Source organism: Rahnella contaminans, from assembly GCF_011065485.1.
Taxonomy (GTDB): Bacteria; Pseudomonadota; Gammaproteobacteria; order Enterobacterales; family Enterobacteriaceae; genus Rahnella; species Rahnella contaminans.
Genome location: NZ_JAADJS010000005.1, coordinates 377,837 through 402,386, shown reverse-complemented (window position 1 = coordinate 402,386; position 24,550 = coordinate 377,837). Strand labels below are relative to the sequence as shown.

The window sequence follows — 24,550 nt, the reverse complement described above, 5'->3', positions numbered from 1 at the left end:
CATCTTGCTGCCTTTTTTCTGCAAAACCGTTTGGGGGAAATAGTTTATGAAAATTAATTTGCCGGAGATAACGTCATCTTCTGCGTTCGCTCCCCTGACCGGAAAAAATGAAGCCGGTCCGTGGTGGTGGAATGCGCCGCGCCCGGCAATAAGCAGCCCGTTGGAAAAACCGCTGAACCGTGATTTTTGCCAACGCCAGCAGGCGGCACTTTCTCAGATTGCCGCCCTTCCGCGCTGCCTGCGCGCGCCCCTGCATCAGCGGTATCAGTTTTTACTGGAGACAAAGGGCGTGCGTCCGGCATTTCATTTCCTGATGACCGTGTTTGTACAGCGATTATGGCCGCGAATTCAGCGGGTCAGCGCGCGCCACAGACTTTACCGCCAGTATTCGGAAAAGCTGCTGACAGAAGAGGAAACTTTCAACCGCCTGCCCGACCTGAATGATGACGCACTGAAACGGCTGGCAAACACTCTGGCCATTCATATGCAGGATGCTTACGAACATCATTGTGAACGCTGGCTGGAACAGGTGTCTGAACCGGACGTTTTACTGCAAGACAGCACGCAGCGTGAGATTTTCGGGCATCTGTCGGCGATGGCGCGTTCCGTTCGTGTACAGCCACTGTACTGGAATGCATGGCAAAAAGGCCGGATGACCGCGCAGGCGGCGGTCGCCAGTATTTCGCGGCTGGTCAGCGGTGAATGGTGGGAAAGGCAACTGCGTTCGCAGCAGCGTCTGTGGCGCGAAGCGCTGATGATCGCCTGCGGTTATGTAAACCGGTCTACTTCGCCTTATGCCAGCAAAAATGCCATCCGTGACGTGGTTTCCCGGCGCCTCTCCACGCTCAATTACCTGAAGCAGTGTGAGCTGGAAAACGTCGAATCCGGTGACAGACTGAGCCTGCTGGATACCGTTTTAGCCAGCGTTTCGAACCCTAAACTGCGGCGCATGGAATTGATGACGCTGATTGCCGGCGTCGAAGATGTTGCCTGTCAGCAGCAGGATCGGGGCCTGTTCATCACGATGACGACGCCGTCAAAATACCATCCGATGAAAACTTACAGTCCGCATTCAGCCCCGACGTTCAATCCCAAATGGAATCAGCACGCTTTTACGCCTAAAAATGCGCAGAGATACCTGGTCGCCGTCTGGGCAAAGATCCGCACCACGTTTAAAGATAAAGGCCTGAAAGTGTACGGAGTTCGCGTAGTTGAGCCCCATCACGACGGAACGCCACACTGGCATATGATGTTGTTCACGCCGCCTGAACAGCAGCAAAAAGTGATCGACGTGATGCGCCGTTACGCGCTTGAAGAAGATCCCGACGAACCCGGTGCAGCGGAATCCCGTTTTCACTGCAAACCGCTCAACCGCGGAGGCGCTGCCGGGTACATTGCCAAATATGTCGCTAAAAATATCGATGGCTACGCGCTGGAAGGCGAAACCGATCATGATTCTGGCCGGTTGCTGACCGATGTCGCCACCGCCGTCACCGCCTGGGCATCGACCTGGCGGATCCCGCAGTTTCACGCCATTGGCATCCCTTCTGTCGGTGCCTGGCGCGAGTGCCGCCGAATCAGAAACCAGAGCCTCGCCAGCCGGTTTGACGAACGTGTTGAAGAAGTTCGCAGCTCGGCGGATCAGGGAAGCTTTTCCCGTTACATTCAGGCGCAGGGTGGTATCCATATCCGGCGAAAAGATCAGACCGTGCGCGTTGCCCGCAAGATCAGTGAACAGCTCAACGCCTACGATGAACCGCGACAAAAAGTCATCGGCATTTATGCGCCGCATATCGGCGAGTCGCAGATATTCCTGACGCATACCGAACAATGGCGCATTGTCCGTCACCGCCAGTCACGCCCTGAAACTCCGCCTTTTTACTCACCTTGGAGTTCTGTCAATAACTGTGGATCGGTTTCCCTGCCGTGAATGCTGAAATCCATACAAAAACCGCGCCAATAAAAATTTCCGCATTAATTCAATGAATTATATTTTTTAAAATGCTCTGAGTGTTGACGTATTAGATCAATTAAAGAATACTGTATATAAACACAGTATCTGGCGAGGGGAGAAAATGGAAAACCTGACTAAACAACAGCTAACGTTGTCCAGGATACAATTGATCGCAGACATTTCGCAGACAGCGCAATGCAATCCAAAAGAATTTCTTGTCGTGATGTCACTGATTTCTGAACTGGCTGGCCAGGCTCTGACCGGTGAGGATCAGGACGCGCTCTGTTACCACGGGAGTGCAGACGAAGCACACTGAAAACCTGATCTGCGGGCGGTATTTTCCTGTTGTGGCGCTTACTCCTCCGGCTTCTGTTCGGGCTAAGCGCCCCGCCATTTCTCCCTCTTCAATTCCCTGTTGTGCCACACGTTTAACAACCCTCTCAGATTGCTGCCTCCGGCCATATTCCGCAGACTGATTTCACCTCCTGACGATTTCACTCACTTGCGGAGAAAACCGATGAAACTCTATGCAGAACAGGGCGATACCCTCGATTCCATGTGCTGGCGTTATTACGGCCGCACTGCGGTTGTCGTGGAAAAAGTGTACGCCGCCAATAAAGGCATCGCGGACTTAGGCCCGTTATTGCCTCACGGCACCGCCGTTGAAATGCCTGATATCGCTGAACAACCGGTTCAGGAAGCGATCAAGTTATGGGACTGAATACTGAACGCATCAGCTCTGCCTGCGCCTATTTCATTGCCACGTCGCTGACCTGGCTGGCGGGTCTGACATCACAGGATGTGGCCTTTTTAGTCGGCTCCGGCGTGGGCGTCGGGACTTTTCTCGTCAACTGGTATTACCGGCGTAAAAGCTTCCAGCTTCTGGCGCGCAGCAACCTGAATCCGAACACCTATGAAGACCTCAACTCTTAAGCGGTGCAGCGCCGCCGCGGTTCTGGCGCTGATGGCGGCGCTGCCCGGTTATCACGCCTTACAGGTTTCAGATGAAGGGCTTCGACTGATTACTGACTTTGAAGGTTGCCAGCTGCAACCCTATCAGTGCAGCGCGGGCGTCTGGACCAGCGGCATTGGCCATACGGCAGGCGTGGTTCCCGGAAAAGCGATCAGCGAGCATCAGGCGGCTGAAAACCTGTTGCAGGATATCCAGCAAACCGAGCGCGCCGTCAAAAAGTGCATGTCCGCCGACATGCCGCAGCCGGTCTTTGATGCCGTGGTGTCATTTAGTTTTAACGTCGGTACCGGCGCGGCTTGCAAATCCACGCTGGCGTATTTCATCAACAAACAACAATGGCGGCAGGCCTGCGGACAACTTCCTCGCTGGGTTTATGTGAAAGGCCAGCGCAGCAGCGGGCTGGAACGCCGGAGAAACGCCGAATTCACCGTTTGCCTGAAGGGAATTGAATGAAAGCAATGCTGGCACTTCTGGCAGGAATGGCGCTGTTAATCGTCATCCTGCTGCTTTCCAACCGTTCACTACAGCACGACCTCAACAACGCCGTTCAGCAGCACGACGCGCTGACCGTGCAATTACACCAGCGGGATCAACTGATTACAGAGCTGAATCAGCAAATGCAGCAACGCGCGGACGCCGAACTGGCGTTACGTCAAGACCTGAGCACCGCCGCGCAGGTGATGCAGTCCCGGGAACAGGAACGGCAAAGGAGCCTTCATGACAATCCGCAATCGCGCCAGTGGGCTGACGCTGAGCTGCCTGCTGATGTTAGCCGGCTGCACGACCGGCCAGCCTTCAGCTCCGCCAGCGATTATTTACATTGGCTGTCCGGCGGTCAGTTCCTGCCCGGTTCCGTCCAGCCATCCGCGCACTAACGCGGCGCTGAGCGCCGATATTCTCCAGCTGGAATCCGCCCTGCTGAGCTGCGGCCTGCAGATTGAGACCATCAAAAAGTGTCAGGAGGCACAACATGCAAAAACCACTACAGCTAAAACAACGGCTGATTGAGCAAATCCCCTTTTTCCAATCCGCCCCTGAAAAGCTGGTGATGACCACCGGCGCGGGAAATGTCGTCGCCACCTCGGCCTCTTCACTTTCTTTCGAATATCGCTATCCGCTGACGTTAAGCGTCAGCAGCGACGACGCGCCCGATGAAAGTCTGACTGACCAGATGGTGGTCGCCATCCTCGACTGGCTCCGGATCAATCAGCCTGAGATTCTCGGCAACGCGGCGCACCGGCTGACCGATTTTGCTTTTGTGCAGCCGGGCGCAGCGCTGTCATTCACGCTGCAACTCACTGAGCGCGTTCAGGTCGCCGACGAAAATTTTGTACGGACGATCACTCACCTGCCGGAACCGCCGCTGCCGGAGAACGTCGCGTTGCCGCGCCAGGTTTATCTCAACGGAGAACTGATCAGCAGCTGGACCGAATAACCCGATAACAACTGTTGTGCCATCCGCTGGCAGACGGCCATCAGTTGTCGCTCAACCCTGTGAAACGGCATCCTTAATCCCATGAATACAAACTTTCAACTCAACGACATCATGCGTCTGATTGGCAATCTGGTACGCATCGGAACAGTGTCAGAACTGGATTTACCCAACGCCCGCTGCCGCGTTACGACCGGAAGCAACGTGACGGCGTGGTTGCCGTGGATGACGCACCGCGCGGGCCGGACCCGCAGCTGGTGGGCGCCCTCTCCGGGCGAACAGGTTTTACTGCTGTCGATGGGCGGCGAGCTCAATACCGCATTCGTCTTACCGGCCGTGTTTTCCAATGCCTCACCGGCACCGTCGGCTTCGGCAGATGCCCTGCATCTGGCATTTCCGGACGGCGCGATTTTTGAGTACGAACCGGCGAACGGCGCCCTGAAAGTCAGCGGCATCAAAACGGCGGTGATCGACGCGTCGGAGCAGGTTGATGTCACCGCGCCGGAAATCCGCTGCACCGCCGCCACACGCATCACGCTGGATACGCCGGAAGTCGTCTGCACCCGCAAACTGACCACCGGCTCTCTTGAAGTTAAACAAGGTGGCACGTTGACCGGCAATTTAACCCACAGCGGCGGAAGCCTGACGTCCAACGGCATCGTTGTGCACACCCATCGCCACAGCGGCGTTCAGACTGGCGGCGGTCAAACCGGAGGCCCGCAATGAGTAATCCAAAGTACCTGGGGATGAACAAAAACAACGGCACGGCAATTGAAGATTTCGATCATATCCGCCAGTCCGTCAGCGATATTTTGAACACACCGGTCGGTTCCAGGGTGATGCGCCGGAACTACGGTTCACTGCTTTCATCGCTCATCGACCAGCCGCAAAACGACGCACTGCGCCTGCAAATGATGGCGATCTGCTACACCGCTTTGTTGCACTGGGAACCGCGTATTTCACTCTCGGCCATTACTTTTGACACCAGTTACACCGGCAAAATGGTCGTGGAACTGACCGGAAACCGTAGCGATACGGCAACCGATTTCTCTCTCAATATTCCTGTGAGCTGACACTATGGCAACGATCGATTTGAGCCAGTTACCGGCCCCCGATGTGGTCGAAAAACTGGATTATGAAAGTCTGTTTGAAGAACGTAAAACCACGCTGGTTTCCCTGTATCCCGCCGATCAGCAGGAAGCCATCAGCCGTACGCTGACGCTGGAATCCGAGCCACTGGTCAAACTCTTACAAGAGAATGCCTACCGCGAACTGATCCTGCGCCAGCGGGTAAACGAAGCCGCCCGCGCGGTGATGGTGGCGTATGCCACGGGCAGCGATCTGGATCAGCTGGCGGCGAATTTCAACGTCCAGCGTCTGATTTTGCAGCCTGCGGATACCACCACTATTCCGCCAACAGCAGCCATTCTGGAAACCGATAGCGATTTACGTATGCGCATCCCTCAGGCGTTTGAAGGACTAAGCGTGGCCGGTCCGACGGGCGCTTACGAATATCATGCCCGCTCGGCAGACGGACGTATTGCGGATGCATCGGCAATCAGCCCGTCGCCCGCGGTAGTGACAGTGACTATTCTGTCACGCGACAACAACAGCGCTGCCTCCGGTGATTTGCTCATTGCGGTAGAAAAAGCCCTGAACGATGAAGATGTCCGTCCGGTTGCCGATCGCGTCACAGTGCAGGCCGCTGAAATTGTGCCTTATCAGATTAATGCCGTGCTCTATGTCTTGCCAACGCCAGAAATTGAGCCTGTCCGCGCAGCTTCTGAAGCGCAACTCAAAACCTATATCAACACGCAAAGCCGGCTAGGTCGGGACATCCGGCTTTCTGCAATCTATGCCGCCTTGCATGTTGAAGGCGTTCAGCGGGTCGAGCTGTCGTCGCCGATGGCGGACATCGTGCTTGATAAAACTCAGGCCTCTTTATGTACGGCCTACTCGCTTACCGTCGGAGGCTCGGATGAATGAGCGGCTCCTTCCCTCTGGCTCAACACAGCTTGAAATTGCCGCGGCTCAGGCGCTTTCTCAAATCGGCAATATCAACGTACCTCTGCGTAAACTTTGGGATCCTGATTCCTGCCCGCTGGAATTATTACCTTATCTGGCCTGGGCATTTTCGGTCGACCGATGGGATGAGAACTGGACCGAACAGGCAAAACGCTCTGCCGTTAGCGCCGCCTGGTTCGTGCATAAACACAAAGGCACCATCGGCGCATTACGCCGGGTTGTTGAACCGCTGGGATATTTAATTCGCGTCACCGAATGGTGGCAGACCAGGGATGCTCCCGGCACTTTTCGCCTCGATGTCGGCGTTCTTGAAACGGGCATTACAGAAGAAATGTATCAGGAACTCGAACGCCTGATCACCGATGCTAAACCCTGTAGCCGCCATCTGATTGGTCTGTCTATCAATCTGGACGTCACGGGAGATTTTTATCTCGCCGCAGCGACTTACGACGGCGAAGAGCTGACGGTTTATCCCTATTTCCCTGAAACCATTACTGCCTCCGGCTCTGTATATAGCGGTTCAGCCATTCATTTAATCGACAACCTGAGAGTTAATTATGACAGCTAAATATTATGCGTTGCTGACCAATCTGGGTGCAGCGAAACTGGCTAATGCGACTGCGCTGGGTACACAACTTAGCCTGACACAAATGGCAGTGGGAGACGGTGGCGGTATTTTGCCAACCCCCGATCCCGCGCAAACAAAATTGATCGGCGAAAAACGTCGAGCCTCACTCAACTCACTCACAGTTGATCCGGCAAATACCAACCAGATCATTGCTGAACAAATCATTCCAGAAGATCAGGGGGGGTTCTGGATCCGTGAGATTGGCTTATTCGATCAGGACAATACGCTGATTGCCATTGCCAACTGCCCGGAAACTTATAAACCGCAATTGCAGGAAGGCAGCGGCCGGACTCAGACGGTTCGCATGATCTTAGTGGTAAACAGCACAGACGCAGTGACGCTGAAAATTGACCCGTCGGTGGTGCTGGCGACGCGCAAATATGTCGATGATAAAGTCATTGAGGTCAAAGCGTACGCAGACAATGTGATGGCGAACCATGTGGCGGCAGCGAATCCACATCCGCAATACGATCTGCCGGTGGGTATTCCCCTCCCCTGGCCGACAGCAACGCCACCAGCAGGGTGGTTAAAATGTAATGGCGCGGCATTTGATAAGGCAAAGTATCCAAAACTTGCCGCTGTTTACCCTCTGGGTTTGTTGCCTGATTTGCGAGGCGAATTTATTCGTGGCTGGGATGATGGACGAGGGGTCGATACGGGACGGACACTGCTGAGCAGCCAGGGAGATGCGATACGAAATATTACAGGTATGGTTAGTGGTACAACAGGCGTCTCATTCGACGGATTCAGCGGTGCTTTTTATGATTCTGGTGCCAGAGACGCGAACGAGCCCACCGCCAACACAAAAGTTAATCGAAACGATGACTTCTATTTTGACGCTTCCCGGGTTGTACCAACGGCTAATGAAAATCGTCCGCGGAGCATTGCATTTAATTACATCGTTCGTGCAGCCTAAATTATTTCTTTTTACTTCATGTAAATCATAAGTCTGTTCAAACTAATCTAGTATCAAGGAGATAATTAATTTTTATCTCCTTTTTTTTCCCCCCTCTGTTGTGCCACTCCTGCCACGCCTGCCATCGAATGCGCTTTCTTTTGTGAACCGGCATCCTTGCTTCACCACCCACAACAGAGAGAGTCGACCTGATGGCTGATTATCATCACGGCGTACGCGTCGTCGAAATCAACGACGGCACCCGCGTTATTTCCACCGTTTCAACAGCAATTATCGGCATGGTGTGTACCGCAGAAGATGCGGATGCCACTTTATTTCCCCTCAACACGCCGGTTCTGATCACCGACGTTCTGGCCGCCAGCGGTAAAGCGGGCACTTCCGGTACGCTGCGTGCAGCACTGCTGGCGATTGCCGATCAATGTAAACCGGTCACCGTCGTAGTACGCGTCGCGACAGGTGAAGATGAAGCAGAAACGACCACCAATATTATTGGCGGTTCCGATGCCAATGGCCGCTACACCGGCATGAAAGCGCTGCTTTCCGCACAGGCAGAACTTGGCGTGAAACCGCGTATTTTGGGCGTTCCGGGGCTGGATAATCAGGCCGTTGCCACGGCACTGGCAGGCGTTTGCCAGCAGCTGCGCGCTTTCGGCTATGTCGGCGTGTATGGCGCAAAAAATATTTCCGATGCCATCAAGTATCGCGATAACTTCAGCCAGCGCGAACTGATGCTGATCTGGCCTGATTTCGTGAACTGGAATACTGCCACCAGCCAGCCTGACGTTGCTTATGCCACCGCAAGAGCCCTGGGCCTGCGCGCCAAAATTGACCAGGAAACCGGCTGGCACAAAACGTTATCCAACGTGGGCGTCAACGGGGTTACCGGCCTTTCTGCCAGCGTCTTCTGGGATTTGCAGGCTAGCGGCACTGACGCCGATCTGCTGAACGAAGCCTGCGTCACCACACTGGTGCGCAAAGACGGCTTCCGTTTCTGGGGCAACCGTACCTGTAGCGATGACACCCTCTTCCTGTTTGAAAACTATACCCGCACGGCGCAGGTTCTGGCGGACACGATGGCTGAAGCACATATGTGGGCGGTCGATAAGCCAATGACCCCGACGCTGGTTCGCGACATGATCGACGGCATTAAAGCCAAAATGCGTGAAATGAAATCAGCCGGTTACATCATCGACGGCGACTGCTGGTACGACGAAACCGCGAACACCGCTGAAACCCTGAAAGCCGGGAAATTGTTTATCGATTACGACTACACCCCGGTTCCTCCACTGGAAGATCTGACCCTGCGCCAGCGCATCACCGACTCTTATCTGGTGAATTTTGCCGCGTCCATTAACAGCTAAGGAGACAATGACTCATGGCACTTCCTAAGAAATTGAAATACCTGAACCTGTTCAACGATGGGAACAGCTATCTGGGCCTGGTCTCTTCCCTGACCCTGCCGAAACTGACCCGCAAGCTGGAGAATTATCGCGGCGGCGGCATGAGCGGTTCGGTCGCCGTGGACTTCGGTCTGGACGACGACGCGCTGACCCTGGAATGGTCTATCGGCGGCCTGGATGAGCTGGTTTTACAGCAATGGGGCAGCACGTCGGATATTCCGCTGCGCTTTGCCGGTTCACTGCAACGCGACGACACCGGTGACGTTTCCGCAGTCGAAGTGATGATGCGTGGCCGCCACAAAGAGTTTGATTTCGGCGAATACAAACAGGGCGAAGACACTGAAACCAAAGTCACCACGCAGTGTACTTACTTCAAGCTGACCATCGACGGCAAAGAGCTGATTGAGATCGACACCGTCAATATGGTGGAAATCGTCAATGGCGTTGACCGCCTGGCGGAACACCGCACCGCGCTCGGCCTGTAACCCCCTTCCCTCAGCCGGCAGAACCTTGCCGGCTTCTTCTCCTTTAACAGGAAAAATCATGAGCCAGACTGAATACAACACCGTCATTTTGGATGTTCCGCTAAAACGCGGTGAAACCGAAATCACCGAAATCCAGGTCACTAAACCGACCGCGGGCAGCCTGCGCGGTATCGGCCTTGCGGCACTGGCCAATGCGGATGTTGACGCGTTAATCACTATTTTGCCGCGCATCACGATGCCCAACCTGACCAAAGAAGAATGCGCGCGCCTTGAATTGCCGGACCTGATTGCGCTGGCAGGCAAGGTGATTGGTTTTTTATCACCGAAACCGGAGGCGTAAAAATCGCGTCCCGTCTCACCGTCGATGATCTGATGGCAGACATCGCGGTGATCTTCCACTGGCCGCCGTCCGAAATGGGCGGCATGTCGCTGACGGAGCTCCTGAACTGGCGGCATAAGGCTTTGCAACGCAGCGGAGTAAAAACAGATGAGTAATCTCGAACAGTTACCCACGACGCTGGGAAAAATGAACGACGAACTGGCGTCGCTGCGCAAGGCGACGGCCAACGCCTGGCAGACGTACATGACCGTGCCCGACAAGAATTTATTCAGCACGATGTCGCAAGATATTACTGATGCTTCTTTATCGCTCCGCGAGTCGATTTTCGAGCCGGATAAAACGGCCGAAAAGCAGGCCTATCGCGGCGTAAAAACAGCCGCAAAAGAACAGCCCGGGGAACAACGCCGCCTGCAACGACCGATGATGATAGAACAAAAAGGGCTGGAAATCGGGCAGCAATACAAGACGCGTGAACAGCAAACCGGGCAGCTCAAAAGCGCGGCTTCGTCGGCCCTCGCTTTTGCACAGCCGAAACTCGAGCTGGCCAAAAGCGTTCTCAAACCCGGCGCAGATTTTGAGGCCGGGATTTCCGAGGTTCAGTCTCTCCTCCGCCTGAAAAATGGTGATCCGCGCATTGCTGCACTGCGCCAGCAGGGGCTTTCCATGGCGGTTTCCGGCCATGCGCCTTCTGAAGTCGTGGCGAAACAAAAAGATCTGGCTGCAAAAGGCATGAATGCCGATCAGGTTCTGGCTCAAACGCCTGGCGAACTGAATAGCGCCACGCCGGAGGCGAAAATGGCCGTGACGGTGAAAGGCGACAATCTGGATGGTGACGTCAAAAAGCTGTTCGCAGGTTGGGACACGCTGCGCATAAACCTGTTCGAAGGTCAGAATTCTGCGCTGCGCGAGCTGACGCAGACAGCTTCCGGATGGCTAAACACGCTTAATACCTGGATCACCGATAATCCGCAGCTGGTGAGTTCACTGCTCGGGCTGGCATTAGGCGTCACCGGGATTGTTGGCGGGTTGGGCTCGCTGGGCATGGTCATTGCGCCGGTTCTGAGCGGTGTAAACATGCTGATCGCCGGTGCCGGTCTGTTAGGCACCATTTTTACCGGCACGGGCGGCGCGATTACCGCGGCTTTCGCCGCCATCGGGCTTCCACTTCTGCCCGTCATCGCGCTGATAGCCGGTATTGGCATTGCCGTGGTGAAACTCTGGGAGCCGATCAGTGCCGTTGTTGGCGGCATAATTGAAGGCTTTAGTTCCGTAATGGGGCCGGTCAGTGAAGCGTTTGCACCTTTCAAAAGCGCGCTGGGCTGGATCACGGATTTGTTCGAACCGATAAAATTCAGTCAGGACGAACTGAGTGGCTTCACCAATATAGGTAAAGAAGTCGGCATCGCAATCGGTGAAGTTTTTGTCACGCTGAACAAGGCGGTTTCCCAGATCGGCGAAATCTTTAGCTGGGCTAAAAAAGGGTGGGATTCTATTCTCGGCGGCGACGAACCTGGCGCTGCCCCGGATATGTCAACGCCGCCAGTGGAGAGCATTTCCCCTACGGGCGGCATTCTGGGCATGTATCAGCCGGCCAAAAACAGTGTGGCGAATAACCTGACCGACAACCGCGCAACCACCGTCAATGTCAGTTTCACCGCCACGCCGGACACCGATCAGAATCAAATTCGCGAGCTTATCGCAAACACCATGAACGAGCGGGAATGGAACGCCACCAACGCCGGGTACAGCCAGTTTACTAACGGAGGGTTTTACGGATGATGATGTCACTGGGTTTGTTCGTTTTTAAACTAAATACCCTTCCCTATCAGACGCTTCACCGGGAAGTAAATTACAACTGGCAGGAAAACACCCGTATCGGGCAACGTCCGGTTTCCCAGTTTTTGGGGCTGGGTAAAGAGTCGATGAAACTCAGCGGGCTGCTTTTGCCGGAAGTTACCGGTGGAATAAGCTATTTGCAAGTTTTAGAAGGTATGGCCGAGTCCGGGCGGGCGTGGCCATTGATCGAAGGCAGCGGAACCATCTACGGTATGTTTATTATTGAGAACATGACACACGATAACACCGAAATTAATTCGAACGGTCAGGCACGGAGCATCAGCTTTTCGGTCAGTTTAAAACGCGTCGATGAATCTCAGGCAGCCATGTTTGGCGATCTGCTGGCTCAGGCTGAAGGGCTATTTAACAAGGCCAGTTCGGCAGTCAGCAACTTCGTTCAGGGAGTCTGACTATGATTACCGATTATCAGTTACCGGCTGGCGCACGCATTGCGCCGGCGTTTACCCTGACGGTAAAAAACAAAGTCCTGGAAGAGAATATTTCCAGCCGTATCATCAGCTTATCCGTTACAGATAACAGCGGTTTTGTGGCGGATACTCTGAACCTGACCTTCGACGACAGCGATGGTCGGTTGCAGATGCCTGCCCGGGGAACCGTTTTGCATTTGCATCTCGGGTGGTCAAAGCTGGCGTTATATGACTGCGGCTATTTTATCGTCGATACGGTGACGTATTCCGGCGCACCGGACATCATCACCGTCACTGCCCGCAGTGCAGACCTGAGTGGTTCCTTTGATACCAAACTCAGCCAGTCGTATGACGATTACACGCTGGGCGCGATCGTTCGTATCATTTCTGCGCGGAATAAACTCACCCTTCCGGTGATCCCGGCGGAGCTGGATAGCATCAAGATCTCGCACATCGATCAGACGAACGAAGCTGACAGCTATTTCCTGACACGGCTGGCGCAAATTTACGGCGCTCAGGTAACAGTCAAAAACGGTTCGATCATTTTCTACAAAGCCAGCGTAGGACGTACCGCGTCCGGTCAGGCATTGCCGTGGAGAACCATCGAGCGCAGTGATGGGGATAAATACGCCTTTAAACTGGTTGATCAACTGGCGTATGGCGGTGTGAAAGCGCAATGGCATGACGTCAAAACGGCGACCACCAGCAACGTCGATCTCAAACGAACCGCTGGCCAGAACCAAGGGGATGCAGACAACAGCTATATCGCGGGTAAAAATCAAAACCCTCTTCAGCTGAGTAAAATTTATCCTGATGAGGAAACGGCAAAACGTGCGGCTGATTCTGTTTTTAACCAAATCCAGAACGACTCGTCTTCCTTCACTATTCAGCTGGCACTTGGGCGGGCAGACCTGAGTGCGCAAACGCCTGTCAATGTACAAGGTTTTAAGGAGGTTATTGATAATGAGAATTGGGTCATTAACTCGGCAAAACATGACATCAATGCCAAAGGGTTTACCACGACATTGGATTTGAAGATTTATATTGCAGACATCACCTATAAATCTTCAATATCACAATTATAACTTGCTTTTGCAAGTTATGGATTTCATAATGACTCCATCGCTTACCTGTCATGCCGGAGGTTTTTATGATGCATTGCCCGCTGTGTGGAAAAGTCGCTCATACCCGTTCAAGCCGCTATCTGAGTGAATCGACCAAAGAGCGTTATCATCAGTGCCAGAATATTGAATGCAGCTGTACGTTTGCCACCCACGAATCCGTCGCCCGGGTCATCTCAAAACCCGGCAGCCAGTGCCCTGCTGCGTAGTCAATTTGCCGCCACTGAACACAAAAAAGGGGTTAGCCGATGGCTAACCCCTTGTTCTCTATTAACTAGTCGATGTCGCGTTAGCGATACCTTAGTTAAGACGCTCTTTGATACGAGCTGACTTACCAGTACGCTCACGCAGGTAGTACAGTTTAGCTTTACGAACGGCACCACGACGTTTAACAGTAATGCTGTCGATTACTGGGGAGTGAGTCTGGAATACACGCTCAACACCTTCGCCGTTAGAAATTTTGCGAACAGTGAATGCAGAGTGCAGACCGCGGTTACGAATAGCGATAACCACGCCCTCGAATGCCTGCAGACGCTTTTTAGAACCTTCAACGACCCATACCTTAATTTCCAGGGAATCACCTGGACGGAATGCAGGTACGTCTTGCTTCATCTGCTCTTGTTCGATTTGTTTAATGATATTGCTCATAATATGTCTCTTACCCTAGGTAAACTGATATATCGGGAGGGCTTAGCGTAACACTTAAGCGTTCCCTTCATAGTTTTGTTGACTGAGCCGATGTTCCTTTTGGAACTCTCTCAGCAACACCTCTTGCTCGTCAGTCAGAGCTAGGTTTTCCAGAAGTTCAGGTCTTCTAAGCCAGGTTCGACCCAGCGACTGTTTCAGGCGCCAGCGACGTATATCAGCGTGGTTTCCCGACAGTAAAACTGGCGGAACTTCCATGCCTTCCAACACTTCAGGGCGGGTATAGTGGGGGCAATCGAGCAATCCGTCAGCGAAAGAATCTTCTTCTGCTGAAGCCTGACGACCCAGAACGCCCGGTATAAAGCGGGAAACTGAATCAATCAGCGTCATTGCCGGTAACTCTCCACCACTGAGAACATAATCGCCAATTGACCATTCTTCATCAATTTCGGTTTTGATTACGCGCTCATCAATCCCTTCGTAACGACCACAAACCAGAATAATTTTCTGATGGGCCGCCAGTTCACACACACCGGTTTGATCCAGCTTGCGTCCCTGAGGTGAAAGATAAATCACTTTCACACCTTCGCCTGCCGCTGCTTTTGCTGCATGAATAGCTTCCCGTAAAGGTTGCACCATCATCAGCATGCCGGGACCACCGCCGTAAGGGCGCTCGTCCACGGTACGATGTCGGTCGTATGCGAAGTCACGAGGACTCCAGCAATTTACGCTCAACAGGCCATTTTTAACTGCCCGGCCAGTTACCCCGTAATCGGTGATTGCGCGGAACATCTCAGGAAACAGGCTAATTATACCAATCCACATAGCCTACCCCTTTCGAATGCTTTATCGCTCAACCCATCGTTGTTTACATCAGTAAACGTTACGGAGGTCAAAAACCAGGATCCCAATCTACTTCAACAGTGCGAGTAGTGAGATCGACTTTCTTGATAACCTGCCCATCGAGGAACGGAATCAACCGCTCCTTGAGTCCGAAGGCATCTTTCAGGTTGGCTTTGACTACCATCACATCGTTAGAACCGGTTTCCATCATATCGATGATTTTTCCCAGTTCGTAACCGGAAGTGGTCACTACCTGGCAACCAAAAAGGTCTTTCCAGTAGTAGTCGCCGTCTTCCAGTGGAGGTAGCTGCTTTGAATCAACAACAATTTCGCAATTGGTCAGAAGATTCGCTGCATCCCTGTCATCAACGCCTTTGACTTTGATAATCAGGTCCTGAGTGTGGCGTTTCCAGCCTTCCAGCTCGACAACTTGCCACTTACCGGCACGCTGGATAAACCAGGGCTGGTATTCGAAGATGCTTTCAGCGTCTTCGGTGGATGAAAACACTCTGAGCCAACCACGAATGCCGTATGTTGAACCCATTTTGCCGAGTACTAACGGCTCAGCGGGTACCACTGGATTGGATTGCTTGCTCATTGCCACCACCGCGACAGATTAAGCTGCTTTCTTAGCGTCTTTGATCAGCGAAGAAACGCGATCAGAAACGGTTGCACCCAGCTCTACCCAATGGGTAATACGATCCAGGTCCAGACGCAGTGCTTCAGCCTGGCCAGAAGCCAATGGGTTGAAGAAACCTACGCGTTCGATGAAACGACCGTCACGAGCGTTGCGGCTGTCGGTCACTACTACTTGATAAAACGGACGCTTTTTTGCGCCGCCACGTGCTAAACGAATTGTTACCATAACATCCTCTTTAGTTAATAAAACAACCAGACCCCATCGGGGAACGGGGTCTGGTTGCAATATAAAAAGCCCGAAAATTTTACTCATTTTGGCGCAAAAAGCAATCTAAAGCGTAAAGAGCCCAGACCGCATTTTGCATGAGCCGCCTATGTGGCTGATATATAGACAGTGATGTCGATTAACGGCCCGGGAAACCTGGTGGCATCATACCCTTCATGCCACGCATCATTTTCGCCATGCCGCCATTCTTCATTTTCTTCATCATGCGCTGCATATCGTCGAACTGCTTGAGTAAGCGGTTAACGTCCTGCACCTGCATGCCGGAACCCAGCGCGATACGGCGCTTGCGGGAACCTTTAATAATTTCTGGTTTGGCGCGTTCTTTCATCGTCATCGAGTTGATGATCGCTTCCATCCGCACCAGAACCTTGTCATCCATCTGAGATTTGACGTTGTCAGGCAACTGACCCACGCCCGGCAATTTGCTCATCATGCTCGCCATGCCGCCCATATTGCGCATTTGCTTGAGCTGCTCGAGGAAGTCGGTCAGGTCAAAACCATCGCCTTTTTTAAGCTTGTTGGCCAGTTTCTCAGCCTGTGCACGGTCAACTTTGCTCTCAATATCTTCGATAAGAGAAAGCACGTCGCCCATGCCCAAAATGCGGGACGCGATACGATCCGGGTGGAACGGCTCCAGTGCATCGGTTTTTTCACCCATACCCAGGAATTTAATCGGTTTGCCAGTGATGTGGCGGATCGACAGCGCAGCACCACCACGGGCGTCACCGTCGACTTTCGTCAGGATCACACCGGTCAGCGGCAGCGCTTCGTTGAACGCTTTCGCGGTATTCGCCGCATCCTGGCCGGTCATGGCATCGACCACAAACAGCGTTTCTACCGGATTAATCGCGGCATGAACCTGTTTGATTTCGTCCATCATCGCTTCGTCGACGTGTAAACGGCCGGCGGTATCGACAATCAGAACGTCGTAGAATTTCAGTTTGGCCTGTTGCAGGGCGCGGGTGACGATATCCACCGGCTTTTCCTGCGCGTCGGACGCGAAGAAATCCACGTCAACTTGCTGCGCCAGGGTTTCCAGCTGTTTGATCGCCGCAGGGCGATAAACGTCGGCGGAGACCACCAGCACTTTTTTCTTTTTCTTTTCTTTCAGGAATTTCGCCAGTTTACCGACGCTGGTGGTTTTACCAGCACCTTGTAAACCCGCCATCAGAACGACAGCCGGTGGCTGCGCCGCTAAGTTGAGCTCGGTATTAGCCTCGCCCATCGCGGTTTCCAGTTCTTTCTGGACAATTTTGACGAATTCCTGACCCGGCGTCAGACTCTTATTGACCTCATGGCCAACAGCGCTCTCTTTCACCCGGTTGATGAAGTCGCGAACGACCGGCAGCGCAACGTCCGCTTCCAGTAACGCCATACGCACTTCACGTAATGTCTCTTTGATATTTTCTTCGGTCAGCCGCCCGCGGCCGCTGATATTGCGCAGTGTGCGCGACAATCGATCGCTTAAATTCTCAAACATCGTCTCTTGCTCAACGTAATGACAGGCCGCTCTTGCGACGTAATTGCGGGATTATAACACGAAGCGCGGACGATCTCTGCTTTGGCATCTCAGATAGGTTGGAGCGTGACGCCGGTAACGTTATACTGCGGTTCTCATTCACTTTTCGATGCTACTGAAACGCTATGTCAGTTTTTGCTCTCGTCGCCATGTTGGCCTATCTGCTCAGCCTTGCACTGATCATTCCGAGCATCATCCGGAAGAACAGCGCATACCGGCGTTTAGCACTGATTTCTGTTGTGGTAGCGCTTATTTGCCACGCTGTGGCATTACAGCAACGCATATTCGATGTCAGCACCGGCCAGAACCTGAGTCTGGTGAACATCGGTTCAGTGGTCAGTTTAATCATCGGTACGGTGATGACTATTGTTGCCTCACGTAATCGCGGCTGGTTTGTCTTACCGATCGTTTACAGCTTCTCGCTGATCAATCTGGCGTTCGTCACCTTCCTTCCGGGCGAATTCATCACGCATCTGGAAGAAAGCAAAGGCTTGCTGGTACACATCGGCCTGGCGTTATTCTCCTATGCTACGCTGATGATCGCAGCGCTTTACGCCTTGCAACTGGCGTGGCTTGATTACCAGTTGAAGAACAAACGCCTGACATTTACTCCCGATATGCCACCGCTGATGAGCATTGAACGTAAACTGTTTCACATCACCCAGATTGGCGTCATTTTACTGACGCTGACGCTGTGCACCGGATTACTGTATCTGAACAACCTGTTCAGCCCGGAGAATATCGACAAGGCTGTCTTATCGATACTGGCATGGTTCGTTTATATCGTCCTGCTGTGGGGCCATTATCACGAAGGCTGGCGTGGCCGCCGCGTGGTATGGTTCAGCATGGCAGGCGCCATTCTTCTGACTCTTGCCTATTTTGGCAGTCGCCTGATCCAGCAAATCATGGTTCATTAATTAAAAGGAATACCCGTTGGAGCACGTCTCGACAACAACCCTGATCATCACATTGATCATCATGGTGGTGGTTTCGGCTTATTTTTCAGCCTCCGAAACCGGTATGATGACACTCAACCGTTACCGGTTACGTCACCTGGCCAAACAGGGTAACCGCGCGGCGCGTCGCGTCGAAAAGCTGTTAAAACGCCCGGACCAGTTGATCAGCCTCGTGCTTATCGGCAATAACCTGGTCAACATTCTTGCTTCCGCTCTGGCAACCATTGTGGGTATCCGCTTGTATGGCGATGCCGGGGTCGCGATTGCCACCGGTGTGCTGACTTTCGTGGTTCTGCTGTTTGCTGAAGTTCTGCCGAAAACCTTCGCAGCCCTCAATCCTGAACGCATTGCTTTTCCGAGCAGCATTTTGTTGCGTCCGCTGCAAAAAATCATGATGCCACTGGTGTGGATCCTGAACAGCCTCTCGCGTCTGCTGATGCGTATGTTTGGTATCAAAACCACCGCCAGCCTGAGTGATGCCGTAAGCAAAGAAGAGCTGCGTACTATCGTGAATGAATCGCGCTCGCAAATCTCACGCCGTAATCAGGACATGCTGCTTTCCGTTCTGGATCTCGAAAAAGTATCCGTTGATGACATCATGGTGCCGCGCAATGAAATCGTCGGCATCGACATTAACGACGACTGGAAGTCCATCATCCGCCAGCTCACGCACTCACCGCATGGCCGAATCGTGCTCTACCGCGACTCGCTTGATGATGCGATCGGCATGCTGCGTTTACGCGAAGCGTATCGCCTGATGACCGAGAAGAAAGAATTCACCAAAGAAAACCTGCTGCGCGCTGCGGACGAGATTTACTACATTCCGGAAGGTACGCCGCTGAACATTCAGCTGGTGAAATTCCAGCGCAATAAAAAGAAAGTGGGCATTGTGGTCGATGAATACGGTGACATTCAGGGGCTGGTGACGGTCGAAGATATTCTTGAAGAGATCGTCGGTGATTTTACCACGTCGATGTCACCTACTCTGGCTGAAGAAGTGACACCGCAAAGCGACGGTTCTGTACTGATTGAAGGCAGCGCGAACGTCCGTGAGCTGAACAAAGCGTTTAACTGGCATCTTCCTGCCGACGGGCCACGAACCATCAACGGCATGCTTCTGGAAGTGCTGGAAGATATCCCGACTATCGGCACCAGTTTGCGCATTGAAGATTACGAAGTCGAAATTCTCGACGTGCAGGACAATATGATCAAACAGGTGCAGGTTCGCCCGTTACAGCCCTTGCAAACCAGCGTAAATCAACGCTAATCCGCTGAATAACAGACATAAAAAAGACGCGATGAACGCGTCTTTTTTTTACCTGCAACACGCTAAAACTAGATGTGCAGTTCGGACAGTTTTTCTTTTGGCAGAGCCAGATCGTCGTTACGGTTCACAACTACGTCGTGATCGAGAATATGTTGCGCGATTTCCTGAGCTTCTTTCAGGGAATGCATCTCGTAAGTACCGCACTGATATTCATTCAGCTCAGGGATTTGACGCTGTTCTTTCACTTTCAGAACATCTGCCATCGCCGCTTTCCAGGCATCAGCAACAAATTGCTCTTCCGGTACACCGATCAGGCTCATGTAGAAACCCGTACGGCAGCCCATTGGGGAAATATCAATGATCTCCACGCCGTTGCCATTCAGGTGGTTACGCATGAAACCTGCGAACAGGTGCTCCAGCGTATGAATACCGCGTTCAGGCATCACTTCAATATTCGGGCGGCAGAAGCGCAGATCGAACACAGTGATGGTATCCCCGTGCGGGGTTTTCATGGTTTTTGCGACGCGAACAGCAGGTGCTGCCATACGGGTATGGTCTACGGTAAAGCTATCCAACAGTGGCATATCGTCACCTCTCCTAAATAAATTAATTTTTTTTACGAACTCAGGAAACCTTTTCCCAGCATGCGGGTCTTAATTAGTGAAAGACGCGCATTTGTTATCATCATCCCTGTAAACAGAGATGTTTATTTGGCCACATTGATTGTGGCCTTTTTCTTTTCTACTCATCGCTACTGCCTGCGTTCGCAGCCAGATATTCTTCAAAGCTTAGCGTATCACCCGCTTCCAGTGCACGCTGACGTTGCCATGAACCGTCCTGCTCTGCCATTAATGCACTGGCATCTAAAACTTCCAGCGGTTCACTTACCAGCATCTGGCGATACTTTTCTGCCAGTTCCAACCCAAGACTACCCACGCCGCCCTGCTGTTTCAGATCTTTAAGGATCCGCGCAGAATACGTCAGTTCAGGATCATCAAACGCAGCAACCAGTTCTTTGCAGACATCCTGATAAAGGTGATCGCCGTTCTGCTCGTCCATAACCTGCGCCACACGGCTCAAATCATCAAACAACGCATTCCCGACGCTGACCAGCGGCTTGCGCTCATCGTTGCAACCAATACCAATCGTCTGGCCTGGTTTGCGGCCTTCGAGGATCACCCGATTCCAGTTTTTGCGCGTACAAAGCAGCTCATCACTGTTCATTTCCGGTGCGTCCGCTAAGGCACACCATACCAAAAACAAATCCAGGAAACGCGCCTGAGTCGCATCAATACCCACAGGTGAGAACGGATTGACGTCCAGCGAGCGGACTTCAATGTATTCGATCCCGCTGCGCATCAGTGCATCAGAAGGGCTTTCACCTGATTTGGTGACCCGCTTTGGACGGATTGGCGCATAAAGTTCGTTCTCAATCTGTAACACATTGGTGTTCAGTTGCAGATATTTACCGTCTTTCTTTACACCCATTTCCGCGTATTCCGCAGACGGGGTGCGAATCGCTTTCTTCACGCCTTGAACGTACGTTTCCAGATCGTTAAACGTGATCCCCAGATTGCTCTGTGATTTGTTGGTATAGCCCAAATCACTCAGACGCAACGAGGTGGCGTACGGCAGATAGCACAATCCGGAATCGGTATATTCAAATGGCAGATCTGTTTCACGCCCTTTCAGGAAGGATTTACAGATCGCAGGTGACGCACCAAACAGATACGGGATCACCCAGCCAAAGCGGTAATAATTGCGGATCAGCTTAAAGTAGCCCGCTGAAATCGCTTCTTTCCCGCTTTCAACATCCGTAACACCCAGACGTTCCTGCCAGAAAGACAGCGGCAGCGAGAAATTATAGTGGATGCCGGAAATCACCTGCATCAGCGCGCCATAACGGTTTTTCAATCCTTCACGGTAAAGCGTTTTAAAGCGCCCGACGTTAGATGAACCGTACTGTGCCAGCTCGATATCCTGTCCGGACTCGATAAAGCACGGCATGCTGAATGGCCACATCCGCTCGTCACCAAGTTCACGAGCCACGTGACGATGGATATCACGCAGAAACGCCATCAGATGCTCAATATTGTCATCGACGGGCGTAATGAATTCTAATAAAGCTTCAGCAAAATCGGTGGTTATCCAGCGGTGCGTCAGTGCAGCCCCTAAAGATTCCGGGTGTCCGGTCGTCGCTAATGAACCATCGGGATTGACCCGCAGCGTTTCACGTTCAATACCGCGACGAATACCTTTTAATGCCTGAGGATGGGCTTCCAACCAGGAAAGCGCCTGAGATACATCCGGGATCAAATTGACCTCCCGCTCGGTGAAACCATTAATTTGCAAGCATACTGAATCTGCATAGATGTGACCATAATTGATAACTGATGCCAATCTAACCTAACCATGAAAGCCCCTGTAACGTCACAACAGCCAAAACGATGTAACGCACTGCTTTTCCAATCAACATGAAAAAGACCACCGGACCCCATGGCATTCGCAGCCAACCTGCTAACACGCACAACACATCGCCAATCACCGGCAGCCAGCTTAGCAATAATGCCGCCGGTCCAAAACGCTTCAGCCAGTTCTGTGCAACATCAAGTCCACGTTGCGGTTTGGGCTGCGGCACAAAGCGTCCGATGATGACGTTGGTTATGCCTCCTAAGGTATTGCCAACAGTTGCAGACAAAACCAGTGCCGCTGGCATTGCGCTGCCAGCTGACAATAAAGCGACTAATAAGACTTCTGAATTTCCGGGCAATAATGTCGCGCTGAGAAAACTGCTGCCAAATAATGAAGCCAGCGCCACAACGCTACTCACAGCGTTCGCACGTCCACAAAATCCATATTGGCGCGCCGGGCCGCCTCAATACCGAAATCTGCGTCTTCAAAGACAACGCATTTTTCAGGAGGCACGCCGATTAACTCAGCGCAGCGTAAAAAGGTGTCGGGTGCCGGTTTGTGGTTTTGTACATCATTTGCACCCACGATCGCATCAAAGCAATCGCGCAGCCCAAGATGACGCAATAACGCATCAGCCATCCAGTGCTCACTGCCCGTCCCTACCGCCATTGGCCGGCGGCCATGATAAGCCTTCACGACATCAATTAATGGCAAAGGACGTACGGTATCAAGCAACATTTCCTGCACAGCAGCGGTTTTCTCTGCGGCAAGGAGATGGGGATCCATTTCGACGTTATTGCTGTCGATAACAAACCGGGCAATATGCCAGGTTGGAGAACCATTCAGAGCGACCATGGATTCGACATCATAATGCATACTGTATTTGGTCAATACCTGATGCCATGCCTTACGGTGCGTAGGTTCGGTATCCAATATGGTGCCATCCATATCAAATATTAGCCCTTCGTATCGATCGTACATCGAATGCTCCATGATCACGAAAAAACAGGAAAACTACTTTATCGCAAAGTCTGGCGAAAGTCGCATTTTGTCCACACCTACAGCACATCCGAACACGTCAGAAAAATCAGGGAAATGAAAAAGAAGGGAGGAAAATCAGAGAGGAAAAGCAGAAAGCTAAAAACCCGCCAAAGCGGGTTTTTCTAACATGCCGGAGGACTCTATATGAAAGTCGTCGCTCAGACATGTTTGGAATATGGTGCACCCAGGAAGATTCGAACTTCCGACCGCTCGGTTCGTAGCCGAGTACTCTATCCAGCTGAGCTATGGGTGCATTAGGGTCGTGCTGAGTTTTTTCGGAAAATACTAAGAGGAAGAATGGTGCACCCAGGAAGATTCGAACTTCCGACCGCTCGGTTCGTAGCCGAGTACTCTATCCAGCTGAGCTATGGGTGCATTTTGATTCTTACTGCAGATTTACCTGACCATTTTTCCGCACTACATCAGCTTTCGCCTTTGCCCGTCACGCTCATTTGATTGCAAATCAACATACGTTCAGGAAAGTATGGTGCACCCAGGAAGATTCGAACTTCCGACCGCTCGGTTCGTAGCCGAGTACTCTATCCAGCTGAGCTATGGGTGCATTTTAAATGGCGGTGAGGCGGGGATTCGAACCCCGGATGCAGCTTTTGACCGCATACTCCCTTAGCAGGGGAGCGCCTTCAGCCTCTCGGCCACCTCACCATACGCCTCTTGCGAGTGTGCTGACTAACTTTGTTTAAGCTCATCGGCACTGCGTGGCGCACATATTACTTTCTGGCCCTTATAAGTCAAACCCTTTTTTCCTAACAATCACTCGTTTGGACATTTCACGCACAACCTGAGCAGTTTGAAGGCAATAAAGGGGCTCAGTGGTCAGAAAAAAGGCTTAGCTTTTAAAAAATGACAGGTCTGGAAGAATCCGCAGAAGGAAAATAAAAACTGGGGAGGCAGTAAATTAAGGGGAGAAAAATCAAAAAAGAGGAGAAAGGAAGTTCAGCGCCTCGTCATCGACGAGACGCCTCGTAAATCAGTAACTCGTCTGTTGAGACTTTTCAGCCTGGATACGCTGATAAATCTCTTCACGGTGAACAGAAACCTCTTTCGGCGCATTCACACCAATACGCACCTGATTACCTTTAACACCTAAAACGGTAACAGTAACCTCATCGCCAATCATGAGGGTTTCACCAACTCGGCGAGTTAGAATAAGCATTCTTTGCTCCTTGAATAATTAAAAGAGTCGGGTCTCTCAGTTTCCCGGCCATTATCTATCATAAGCAGGTAAAACGTAAGCCATGACCCCTACGTAAACTGTAAGCGGCCCGCAACTCAAGCCATAGTACTTTAAGTTTAGCCGATATCATCATTGTCGCGACTTTTATCGCGAGGCCTACCCTGCCATTAAGACCGAAAACGCCATATTGCACAATACATTATGGCGCT

33 protein-coding genes and 4 tRNA genes are annotated in these 24,550 nt (G+C 52.3%); 23 read left to right on the top strand and 14 right to left on the bottom strand.

Annotated features, from left to right (window positions below; genetic code table 11):
• Window positions 1-46 precede the first annotated feature (46 nt).
• The 21 genes from GW579_RS21120 (at window position 47) to GW579_RS21025 (ending at window position 13,747) form a co-directional block, all read left to right on the top strand.
• On the top strand, window positions 47-1,930 hold the full coding sequence (locus tag GW579_RS21120; protein WP_165061597.1) for a replication endonuclease: 1,884 nt from the start codon (window positions 47-49) through the stop codon (window positions 1,928-1,930).
• A gap of 145 nt (window positions 1,931-2,075) precedes the next feature.
• Complete coding sequence (locus tag GW579_RS21115; RefSeq protein ID WP_152323979.1) at window positions 2,076-2,270, top strand: hypothetical protein; 195 nt, start codon at window positions 2,076-2,078, stop codon at window positions 2,268-2,270.
• A gap of 201 nt (window positions 2,271-2,471) precedes the next feature.
• The gene (locus tag GW579_RS21110; protein WP_152323980.1) at window positions 2,472-2,675 is read left to right on the top strand and encodes a tail protein X; all 204 of its coding nucleotides are present in this window, start codon (window positions 2,472-2,474) and stop codon (window positions 2,673-2,675) included.
• Complete coding sequence (locus GW579_RS21105; protein WP_152323981.1) at window positions 2,666-2,887, top strand: HP1 family phage holin; 222 nt, start codon at window positions 2,666-2,668, stop codon at window positions 2,885-2,887. Before GW579_RS21110 ends, GW579_RS21105 begins: the two co-directional genes overlap by 10 nt.
• On the top strand, window positions 2,868-3,380 hold the full coding sequence (locus GW579_RS21100; RefSeq protein WP_165061591.1) for a lysozyme: 513 nt from the start codon (window positions 2,868-2,870) through the stop codon (window positions 3,378-3,380). Before GW579_RS21105 ends, GW579_RS21100 begins: the two co-directional genes overlap by 20 nt.
• Window positions 3,377-3,802 (top strand): Rz-like lysis system protein LysB, encoded by a 426-nt coding sequence (gene lysB / locus GW579_RS21095; RefSeq protein WP_165061588.1) that lies wholly within the window; start codon window positions 3,377-3,379, stop codon window positions 3,800-3,802. Before GW579_RS21100 ends, lysB begins: the two co-directional genes overlap by 4 nt.
• Complete coding sequence (gene lysC, locus GW579_RS23860; protein WP_229893707.1) at window positions 3,693-3,935, top strand: Rz1-like lysis system protein LysC; 243 nt, start codon at window positions 3,693-3,695, stop codon at window positions 3,933-3,935. Before lysB ends, lysC begins: the two co-directional genes overlap by 110 nt.
• Complete coding sequence (locus GW579_RS21090; protein ID WP_165061585.1) at window positions 3,898-4,362, top strand: phage tail protein; 465 nt, start codon at window positions 3,898-3,900, stop codon at window positions 4,360-4,362. Before lysC ends, GW579_RS21090 begins: the two co-directional genes overlap by 38 nt.
• Window positions 4,363-4,443: 81 nt before the next feature.
• Complete coding sequence (locus GW579_RS21085) at window positions 4,444-5,085, top strand: phage baseplate assembly protein V (protein ID WP_165061583.1); 642 nt, start codon at window positions 4,444-4,446, stop codon at window positions 5,083-5,085.
• Window positions 5,082-5,432: a GPW/gp25 family protein gene (locus tag GW579_RS21080; protein ID WP_165061580.1), complete on the top strand. Its 351-nt coding sequence runs from the start codon at window positions 5,082-5,084 to the stop codon at window positions 5,430-5,432. The genes GW579_RS21085 and GW579_RS21080 overlap by 4 nt, the downstream gene beginning before the upstream one ends.
• 4 nt (window positions 5,433-5,436) lie before the next feature.
• Window positions 5,437-6,345, top strand: a complete 909-nt coding sequence (locus GW579_RS21075) for a baseplate assembly protein (protein ID WP_165061577.1) — start codon at window positions 5,437-5,439, stop codon at window positions 6,343-6,345.
• Window positions 6,338-6,952, top strand: coding sequence for a phage tail protein I (locus GW579_RS21070; protein ID WP_152323988.1), 615 nt, complete (start codon window positions 6,338-6,340; stop codon window positions 6,950-6,952). The genes GW579_RS21075 and GW579_RS21070 overlap by 8 nt, the downstream gene beginning before the upstream one ends.
• Window positions 6,942-7,928, top strand: a complete 987-nt coding sequence (locus GW579_RS21065) for a phage tail-collar fiber domain-containing protein (protein ID WP_165061574.1) — start codon at window positions 6,942-6,944, stop codon at window positions 7,926-7,928. Before GW579_RS21070 ends, GW579_RS21065 begins: the two co-directional genes overlap by 11 nt.
• 191 nt (window positions 7,929-8,119) lie before the next feature.
• Window positions 8,120-9,289: a phage tail sheath protein gene (locus GW579_RS21060; RefSeq protein WP_165061571.1), complete on the top strand. Its 1,170-nt coding sequence runs from the start codon at window positions 8,120-8,122 to the stop codon at window positions 9,287-9,289.
• Between the two features lie 14 nt (window positions 9,290-9,303).
• Complete coding sequence (locus GW579_RS21055) at window positions 9,304-9,813, top strand: phage major tail tube protein (protein WP_152323991.1); 510 nt, start codon at window positions 9,304-9,306, stop codon at window positions 9,811-9,813.
• A gap of 58 nt (window positions 9,814-9,871) precedes the next feature.
• The gene (locus GW579_RS21050; RefSeq protein ID WP_165061568.1) at window positions 9,872-10,153 is read left to right on the top strand and encodes a phage tail assembly protein; all 282 of its coding nucleotides are present in this window, start codon (window positions 9,872-9,874) and stop codon (window positions 10,151-10,153) included.
• Between the two features lie 32 nt (window positions 10,154-10,185).
• A complete protein-coding gene (locus GW579_RS21045; protein ID WP_104924478.1) occupies window positions 10,186-10,308 on the top strand; it encodes a GpE family phage tail protein in 123 nt (40 codons plus the stop codon).
• Complete coding sequence (locus GW579_RS21040) at window positions 10,301-11,932, top strand: phage tail tape measure protein (protein WP_165061565.1); 1,632 nt, start codon at window positions 10,301-10,303, stop codon at window positions 11,930-11,932. The genes GW579_RS21045 and GW579_RS21040 overlap by 8 nt, the downstream gene beginning before the upstream one ends.
• A complete protein-coding gene (locus GW579_RS21035) occupies window positions 11,929-12,399 on the top strand; it encodes a phage tail protein (RefSeq protein ID WP_152323994.1) in 471 nt (156 codons plus the stop codon). The genes GW579_RS21040 and GW579_RS21035 overlap by 4 nt, the downstream gene beginning before the upstream one ends.
• 2 nt (window positions 12,400-12,401) lie before the next feature.
• On the top strand, window positions 12,402-13,502 hold the full coding sequence (locus GW579_RS21030; RefSeq protein ID WP_165061562.1) for a contractile injection system protein, VgrG/Pvc8 family: 1,101 nt from the start codon (window positions 12,402-12,404) through the stop codon (window positions 13,500-13,502).
• Between the two features lie 65 nt (window positions 13,503-13,567).
• Complete coding sequence (locus GW579_RS21025) at window positions 13,568-13,747, top strand: ogr/Delta-like zinc finger family protein (protein ID WP_165061559.1); 180 nt, start codon at window positions 13,568-13,570, stop codon at window positions 13,745-13,747.
• A gap of 91 nt (window positions 13,748-13,838) precedes the next feature.
• Here GW579_RS21025 and rplS read toward each other — a convergent pair whose 3' ends face one another.
• The 5 genes from rplS to ffh form a co-directional block, all read right to left on the bottom strand.
• Window positions 13,839-14,186, bottom strand: a complete 348-nt coding sequence (gene rplS / locus GW579_RS21020) for a 50S ribosomal protein L19 (protein ID WP_013574038.1) — start codon at window positions 14,184-14,186, stop codon at window positions 13,839-13,841.
• 54 nt (window positions 14,187-14,240) lie between these two features.
• The gene (trmD, locus tag GW579_RS21015; RefSeq protein WP_104924473.1) at window positions 14,241-15,008 is read right to left on the bottom strand and encodes a tRNA (guanosine(37)-N1)-methyltransferase TrmD; all 768 of its coding nucleotides are present in this window, start codon (window positions 15,006-15,008) and stop codon (window positions 14,241-14,243) included.
• A gap of 67 nt (window positions 15,009-15,075) precedes the next feature.
• Entirely contained in the window at window positions 15,076-15,624 is a 549-nt protein-coding gene (rimM, locus tag GW579_RS21010; protein WP_152323996.1) for a ribosome maturation factor RimM, read from the bottom strand.
• Between the two features lie 18 nt (window positions 15,625-15,642).
• A complete protein-coding gene (rpsP, locus tag GW579_RS21005; RefSeq protein WP_152324071.1) occupies window positions 15,643-15,891 on the bottom strand; it encodes a 30S ribosomal protein S16 in 249 nt (82 codons plus the stop codon).
• Window positions 15,892-16,069: 178 nt separating this feature from the next.
• The gene (ffh, locus tag GW579_RS21000; protein WP_152323997.1) at window positions 16,070-17,431 is read right to left on the bottom strand and encodes a signal recognition particle protein; all 1,362 of its coding nucleotides are present in this window, start codon (window positions 17,429-17,431) and stop codon (window positions 16,070-16,072) included.
• A 164-nt stretch (window positions 17,432-17,595) separates the two neighbouring features.
• Between ffh and GW579_RS20995 the strand changes: the two genes are divergently transcribed.
• Both GW579_RS20995 and GW579_RS20990 read left to right on the top strand, forming a co-directional pair.
• Window positions 17,596-18,387, top strand: a complete 792-nt coding sequence (locus GW579_RS20995) for a cytochrome C assembly family protein (RefSeq protein ID WP_165061556.1) — start codon at window positions 17,596-17,598, stop codon at window positions 18,385-18,387.
• Between the two features lie 16 nt (window positions 18,388-18,403).
• Entirely contained in the window at window positions 18,404-19,693 is a 1,290-nt protein-coding gene (locus GW579_RS20990) for an HlyC/CorC family transporter (protein ID WP_152323998.1), read from the top strand.
• A 68-nt stretch (window positions 19,694-19,761) separates the two neighbouring features.
• Here the strand turns inward: GW579_RS20990 and luxS are convergent, their stop codons facing one another.
• The 9 genes from luxS to csrA form a co-directional block, all read right to left on the bottom strand.
• Entirely contained in the window at window positions 19,762-20,277 is a 516-nt protein-coding gene (gene luxS, locus GW579_RS20985; protein WP_152323999.1) for an S-ribosylhomocysteine lyase, read from the bottom strand.
• Window positions 20,278-20,434: 157 nt separating this feature from the next.
• Window positions 20,435-22,009 carry a glutamate--cysteine ligase gene (gshA, locus tag GW579_RS20980; protein ID WP_165061553.1) on the bottom strand — a complete coding sequence of 525 codons (1,575 nt, stop codon included), beginning with the start codon at window positions 22,007-22,009 and terminating at the stop codon, window positions 20,435-20,437.
• Window positions 22,010-22,094: 85 nt separating this feature from the next.
• A complete protein-coding gene (locus GW579_RS20975) occupies window positions 22,095-22,523 on the bottom strand; it encodes a YqaA family protein (protein ID WP_165061551.1) in 429 nt (142 codons plus the stop codon).
• On the bottom strand, window positions 22,520-23,086 hold the full coding sequence (gene yqaB / locus GW579_RS20970; RefSeq protein WP_152324002.1) for a fructose-1-phosphate/6-phosphogluconate phosphatase: 567 nt from the start codon (window positions 23,084-23,086) through the stop codon (window positions 22,520-22,522). The genes GW579_RS20975 and yqaB overlap by 4 nt, the downstream gene beginning before the upstream one ends.
• Window positions 23,087-23,322: 236 nt before the next feature.
• Window positions 23,323-23,399, bottom strand: a tRNA-Arg gene (locus GW579_RS20965).
• Between the two features lie 45 nt (window positions 23,400-23,444).
• A tRNA-Arg gene (locus GW579_RS20960) sits at window positions 23,445-23,521 on the bottom strand.
• A gap of 110 nt (window positions 23,522-23,631) precedes the next feature.
• Window positions 23,632-23,708, bottom strand: a tRNA-Arg gene (locus GW579_RS20955).
• A gap of 8 nt (window positions 23,709-23,716) precedes the next feature.
• A tRNA-Ser gene (locus GW579_RS20950) sits at window positions 23,717-23,809 on the bottom strand.
• 325 nt (window positions 23,810-24,134) lie between these two features.
• Window positions 24,135-24,320: a carbon storage regulator CsrA gene (gene csrA, locus GW579_RS20945; RefSeq protein WP_013574027.1), complete on the bottom strand. Its 186-nt coding sequence runs from the start codon at window positions 24,318-24,320 to the stop codon at window positions 24,135-24,137.
• Between the last annotated feature and the right edge of the window lie 230 nt (window positions 24,321-24,550).

What these genes read in the sequence shown, in the direction of transcription:
- yqaB (WP_152324002.1), bottom strand. Translation starts at nt 23,086, where the DNA reads ATGTACGATCGATACGAAGGGCTAATATTTGATATGGATGGCACCATA.
- ffh (WP_152323997.1), bottom strand. Translation starts at nt 17,431, where the DNA reads ATGTTTGAGAATTTAAGCGATCGATTGTCGCGCACACTGCGCAATATC.
- GW579_RS21080 (WP_165061580.1), top strand. Translation starts at nt 5,082, where the DNA reads ATGAGTAATCCAAAGTACCTGGGGATGAACAAAAACAACGGCACGGCA.
- GW579_RS21065 (WP_165061574.1), top strand. Translation starts at nt 6,942, where the DNA reads ATGACAGCTAAATATTATGCGTTGCTGACCAATCTGGGTGCAGCGAAA.
- rimM (WP_152323996.1), bottom strand. Translation starts at nt 15,624, where the DNA reads ATGAGCAAGCAATCCAATCCAGTGGTACCCGCTGAGCCGTTAGTACTC.
- GW579_RS21085 (WP_165061583.1), top strand. Translation starts at nt 4,444, where the DNA reads ATGAATACAAACTTTCAACTCAACGACATCATGCGTCTGATTGGCAAT.
- GW579_RS21035 (WP_152323994.1), top strand. Translation starts at nt 11,929, where the DNA reads ATGATGATGTCACTGGGTTTGTTCGTTTTTAAACTAAATACCCTTCCC.
- GW579_RS21105 (WP_152323981.1), top strand. Translation starts at nt 2,666, where the DNA reads ATGGGACTGAATACTGAACGCATCAGCTCTGCCTGCGCCTATTTCATT.
- rplS (WP_013574038.1), bottom strand. Translation starts at nt 14,186, where the DNA reads ATGAGCAATATCATTAAACAAATCGAACAAGAGCAGATGAAGCAAGAC.
- GW579_RS21090 (WP_165061585.1), top strand. Translation starts at nt 3,898, where the DNA reads ATGCAAAAACCACTACAGCTAAAACAACGGCTGATTGAGCAAATCCCC.
- luxS (WP_152323999.1), bottom strand. Translation starts at nt 20,277, where the DNA reads ATGCCACTGTTGGATAGCTTTACCGTAGACCATACCCGTATGGCAGCA.
- lysC (WP_229893707.1), top strand. Translation starts at nt 3,693, where the DNA reads ATGTTAGCCGGCTGCACGACCGGCCAGCCTTCAGCTCCGCCAGCGATT.
- GW579_RS21070 (WP_152323988.1), top strand. Translation starts at nt 6,338, where the DNA reads ATGAATGAGCGGCTCCTTCCCTCTGGCTCAACACAGCTTGAAATTGCC.
- GW579_RS21110 (WP_152323980.1), top strand. Translation starts at nt 2,472, where the DNA reads ATGAAACTCTATGCAGAACAGGGCGATACCCTCGATTCCATGTGCTGG.
- GW579_RS21040 (WP_165061565.1), top strand. Translation starts at nt 10,301, where the DNA reads ATGAGTAATCTCGAACAGTTACCCACGACGCTGGGAAAAATGAACGAC.
- GW579_RS21100 (WP_165061591.1), top strand. Translation starts at nt 2,868, where the DNA reads ATGAAGACCTCAACTCTTAAGCGGTGCAGCGCCGCCGCGGTTCTGGCG.
- rpsP (WP_152324071.1), bottom strand. Translation starts at nt 15,891, where the DNA reads ATGGTAACAATTCGTTTAGCACGTGGCGGCGCAAAAAAGCGTCCGTTT.
- csrA (WP_013574027.1), bottom strand. Translation starts at nt 24,320, where the DNA reads ATGCTTATTCTAACTCGCCGAGTTGGTGAAACCCTCATGATTGGCGAT.
- GW579_RS21050 (WP_165061568.1), top strand. Translation starts at nt 9,872, where the DNA reads ATGAGCCAGACTGAATACAACACCGTCATTTTGGATGTTCCGCTAAAA.
- GW579_RS20995 (WP_165061556.1), top strand. Translation starts at nt 17,596, where the DNA reads ATGTCAGTTTTTGCTCTCGTCGCCATGTTGGCCTATCTGCTCAGCCTT.
- GW579_RS21120 (WP_165061597.1), top strand. Translation starts at nt 47, where the DNA reads ATGAAAATTAATTTGCCGGAGATAACGTCATCTTCTGCGTTCGCTCCC.
- GW579_RS21025 (WP_165061559.1), top strand. Translation starts at nt 13,568, where the DNA reads ATGATGCATTGCCCGCTGTGTGGAAAAGTCGCTCATACCCGTTCAAGC.
- GW579_RS21045 (WP_104924478.1), top strand. Translation starts at nt 10,186, where the DNA reads ATGGCAGACATCGCGGTGATCTTCCACTGGCCGCCGTCCGAAATGGGC.
- GW579_RS21055 (WP_152323991.1), top strand. Translation starts at nt 9,304, where the DNA reads ATGGCACTTCCTAAGAAATTGAAATACCTGAACCTGTTCAACGATGGG.
- GW579_RS21075 (WP_165061577.1), top strand. Translation starts at nt 5,437, where the DNA reads ATGGCAACGATCGATTTGAGCCAGTTACCGGCCCCCGATGTGGTCGAA.
- GW579_RS21030 (WP_165061562.1), top strand. Translation starts at nt 12,402, where the DNA reads ATGATTACCGATTATCAGTTACCGGCTGGCGCACGCATTGCGCCGGCG.
- trmD (WP_104924473.1), bottom strand. Translation starts at nt 15,008, where the DNA reads ATGTGGATTGGTATAATTAGCCTGTTTCCTGAGATGTTCCGCGCAATC.
- GW579_RS21060 (WP_165061571.1), top strand. Translation starts at nt 8,120, where the DNA reads ATGGCTGATTATCATCACGGCGTACGCGTCGTCGAAATCAACGACGGC.
- lysB (WP_165061588.1), top strand. Translation starts at nt 3,377, where the DNA reads ATGAAAGCAATGCTGGCACTTCTGGCAGGAATGGCGCTGTTAATCGTC.
- GW579_RS21115 (WP_152323979.1), top strand. Translation starts at nt 2,076, where the DNA reads ATGGAAAACCTGACTAAACAACAGCTAACGTTGTCCAGGATACAATTG.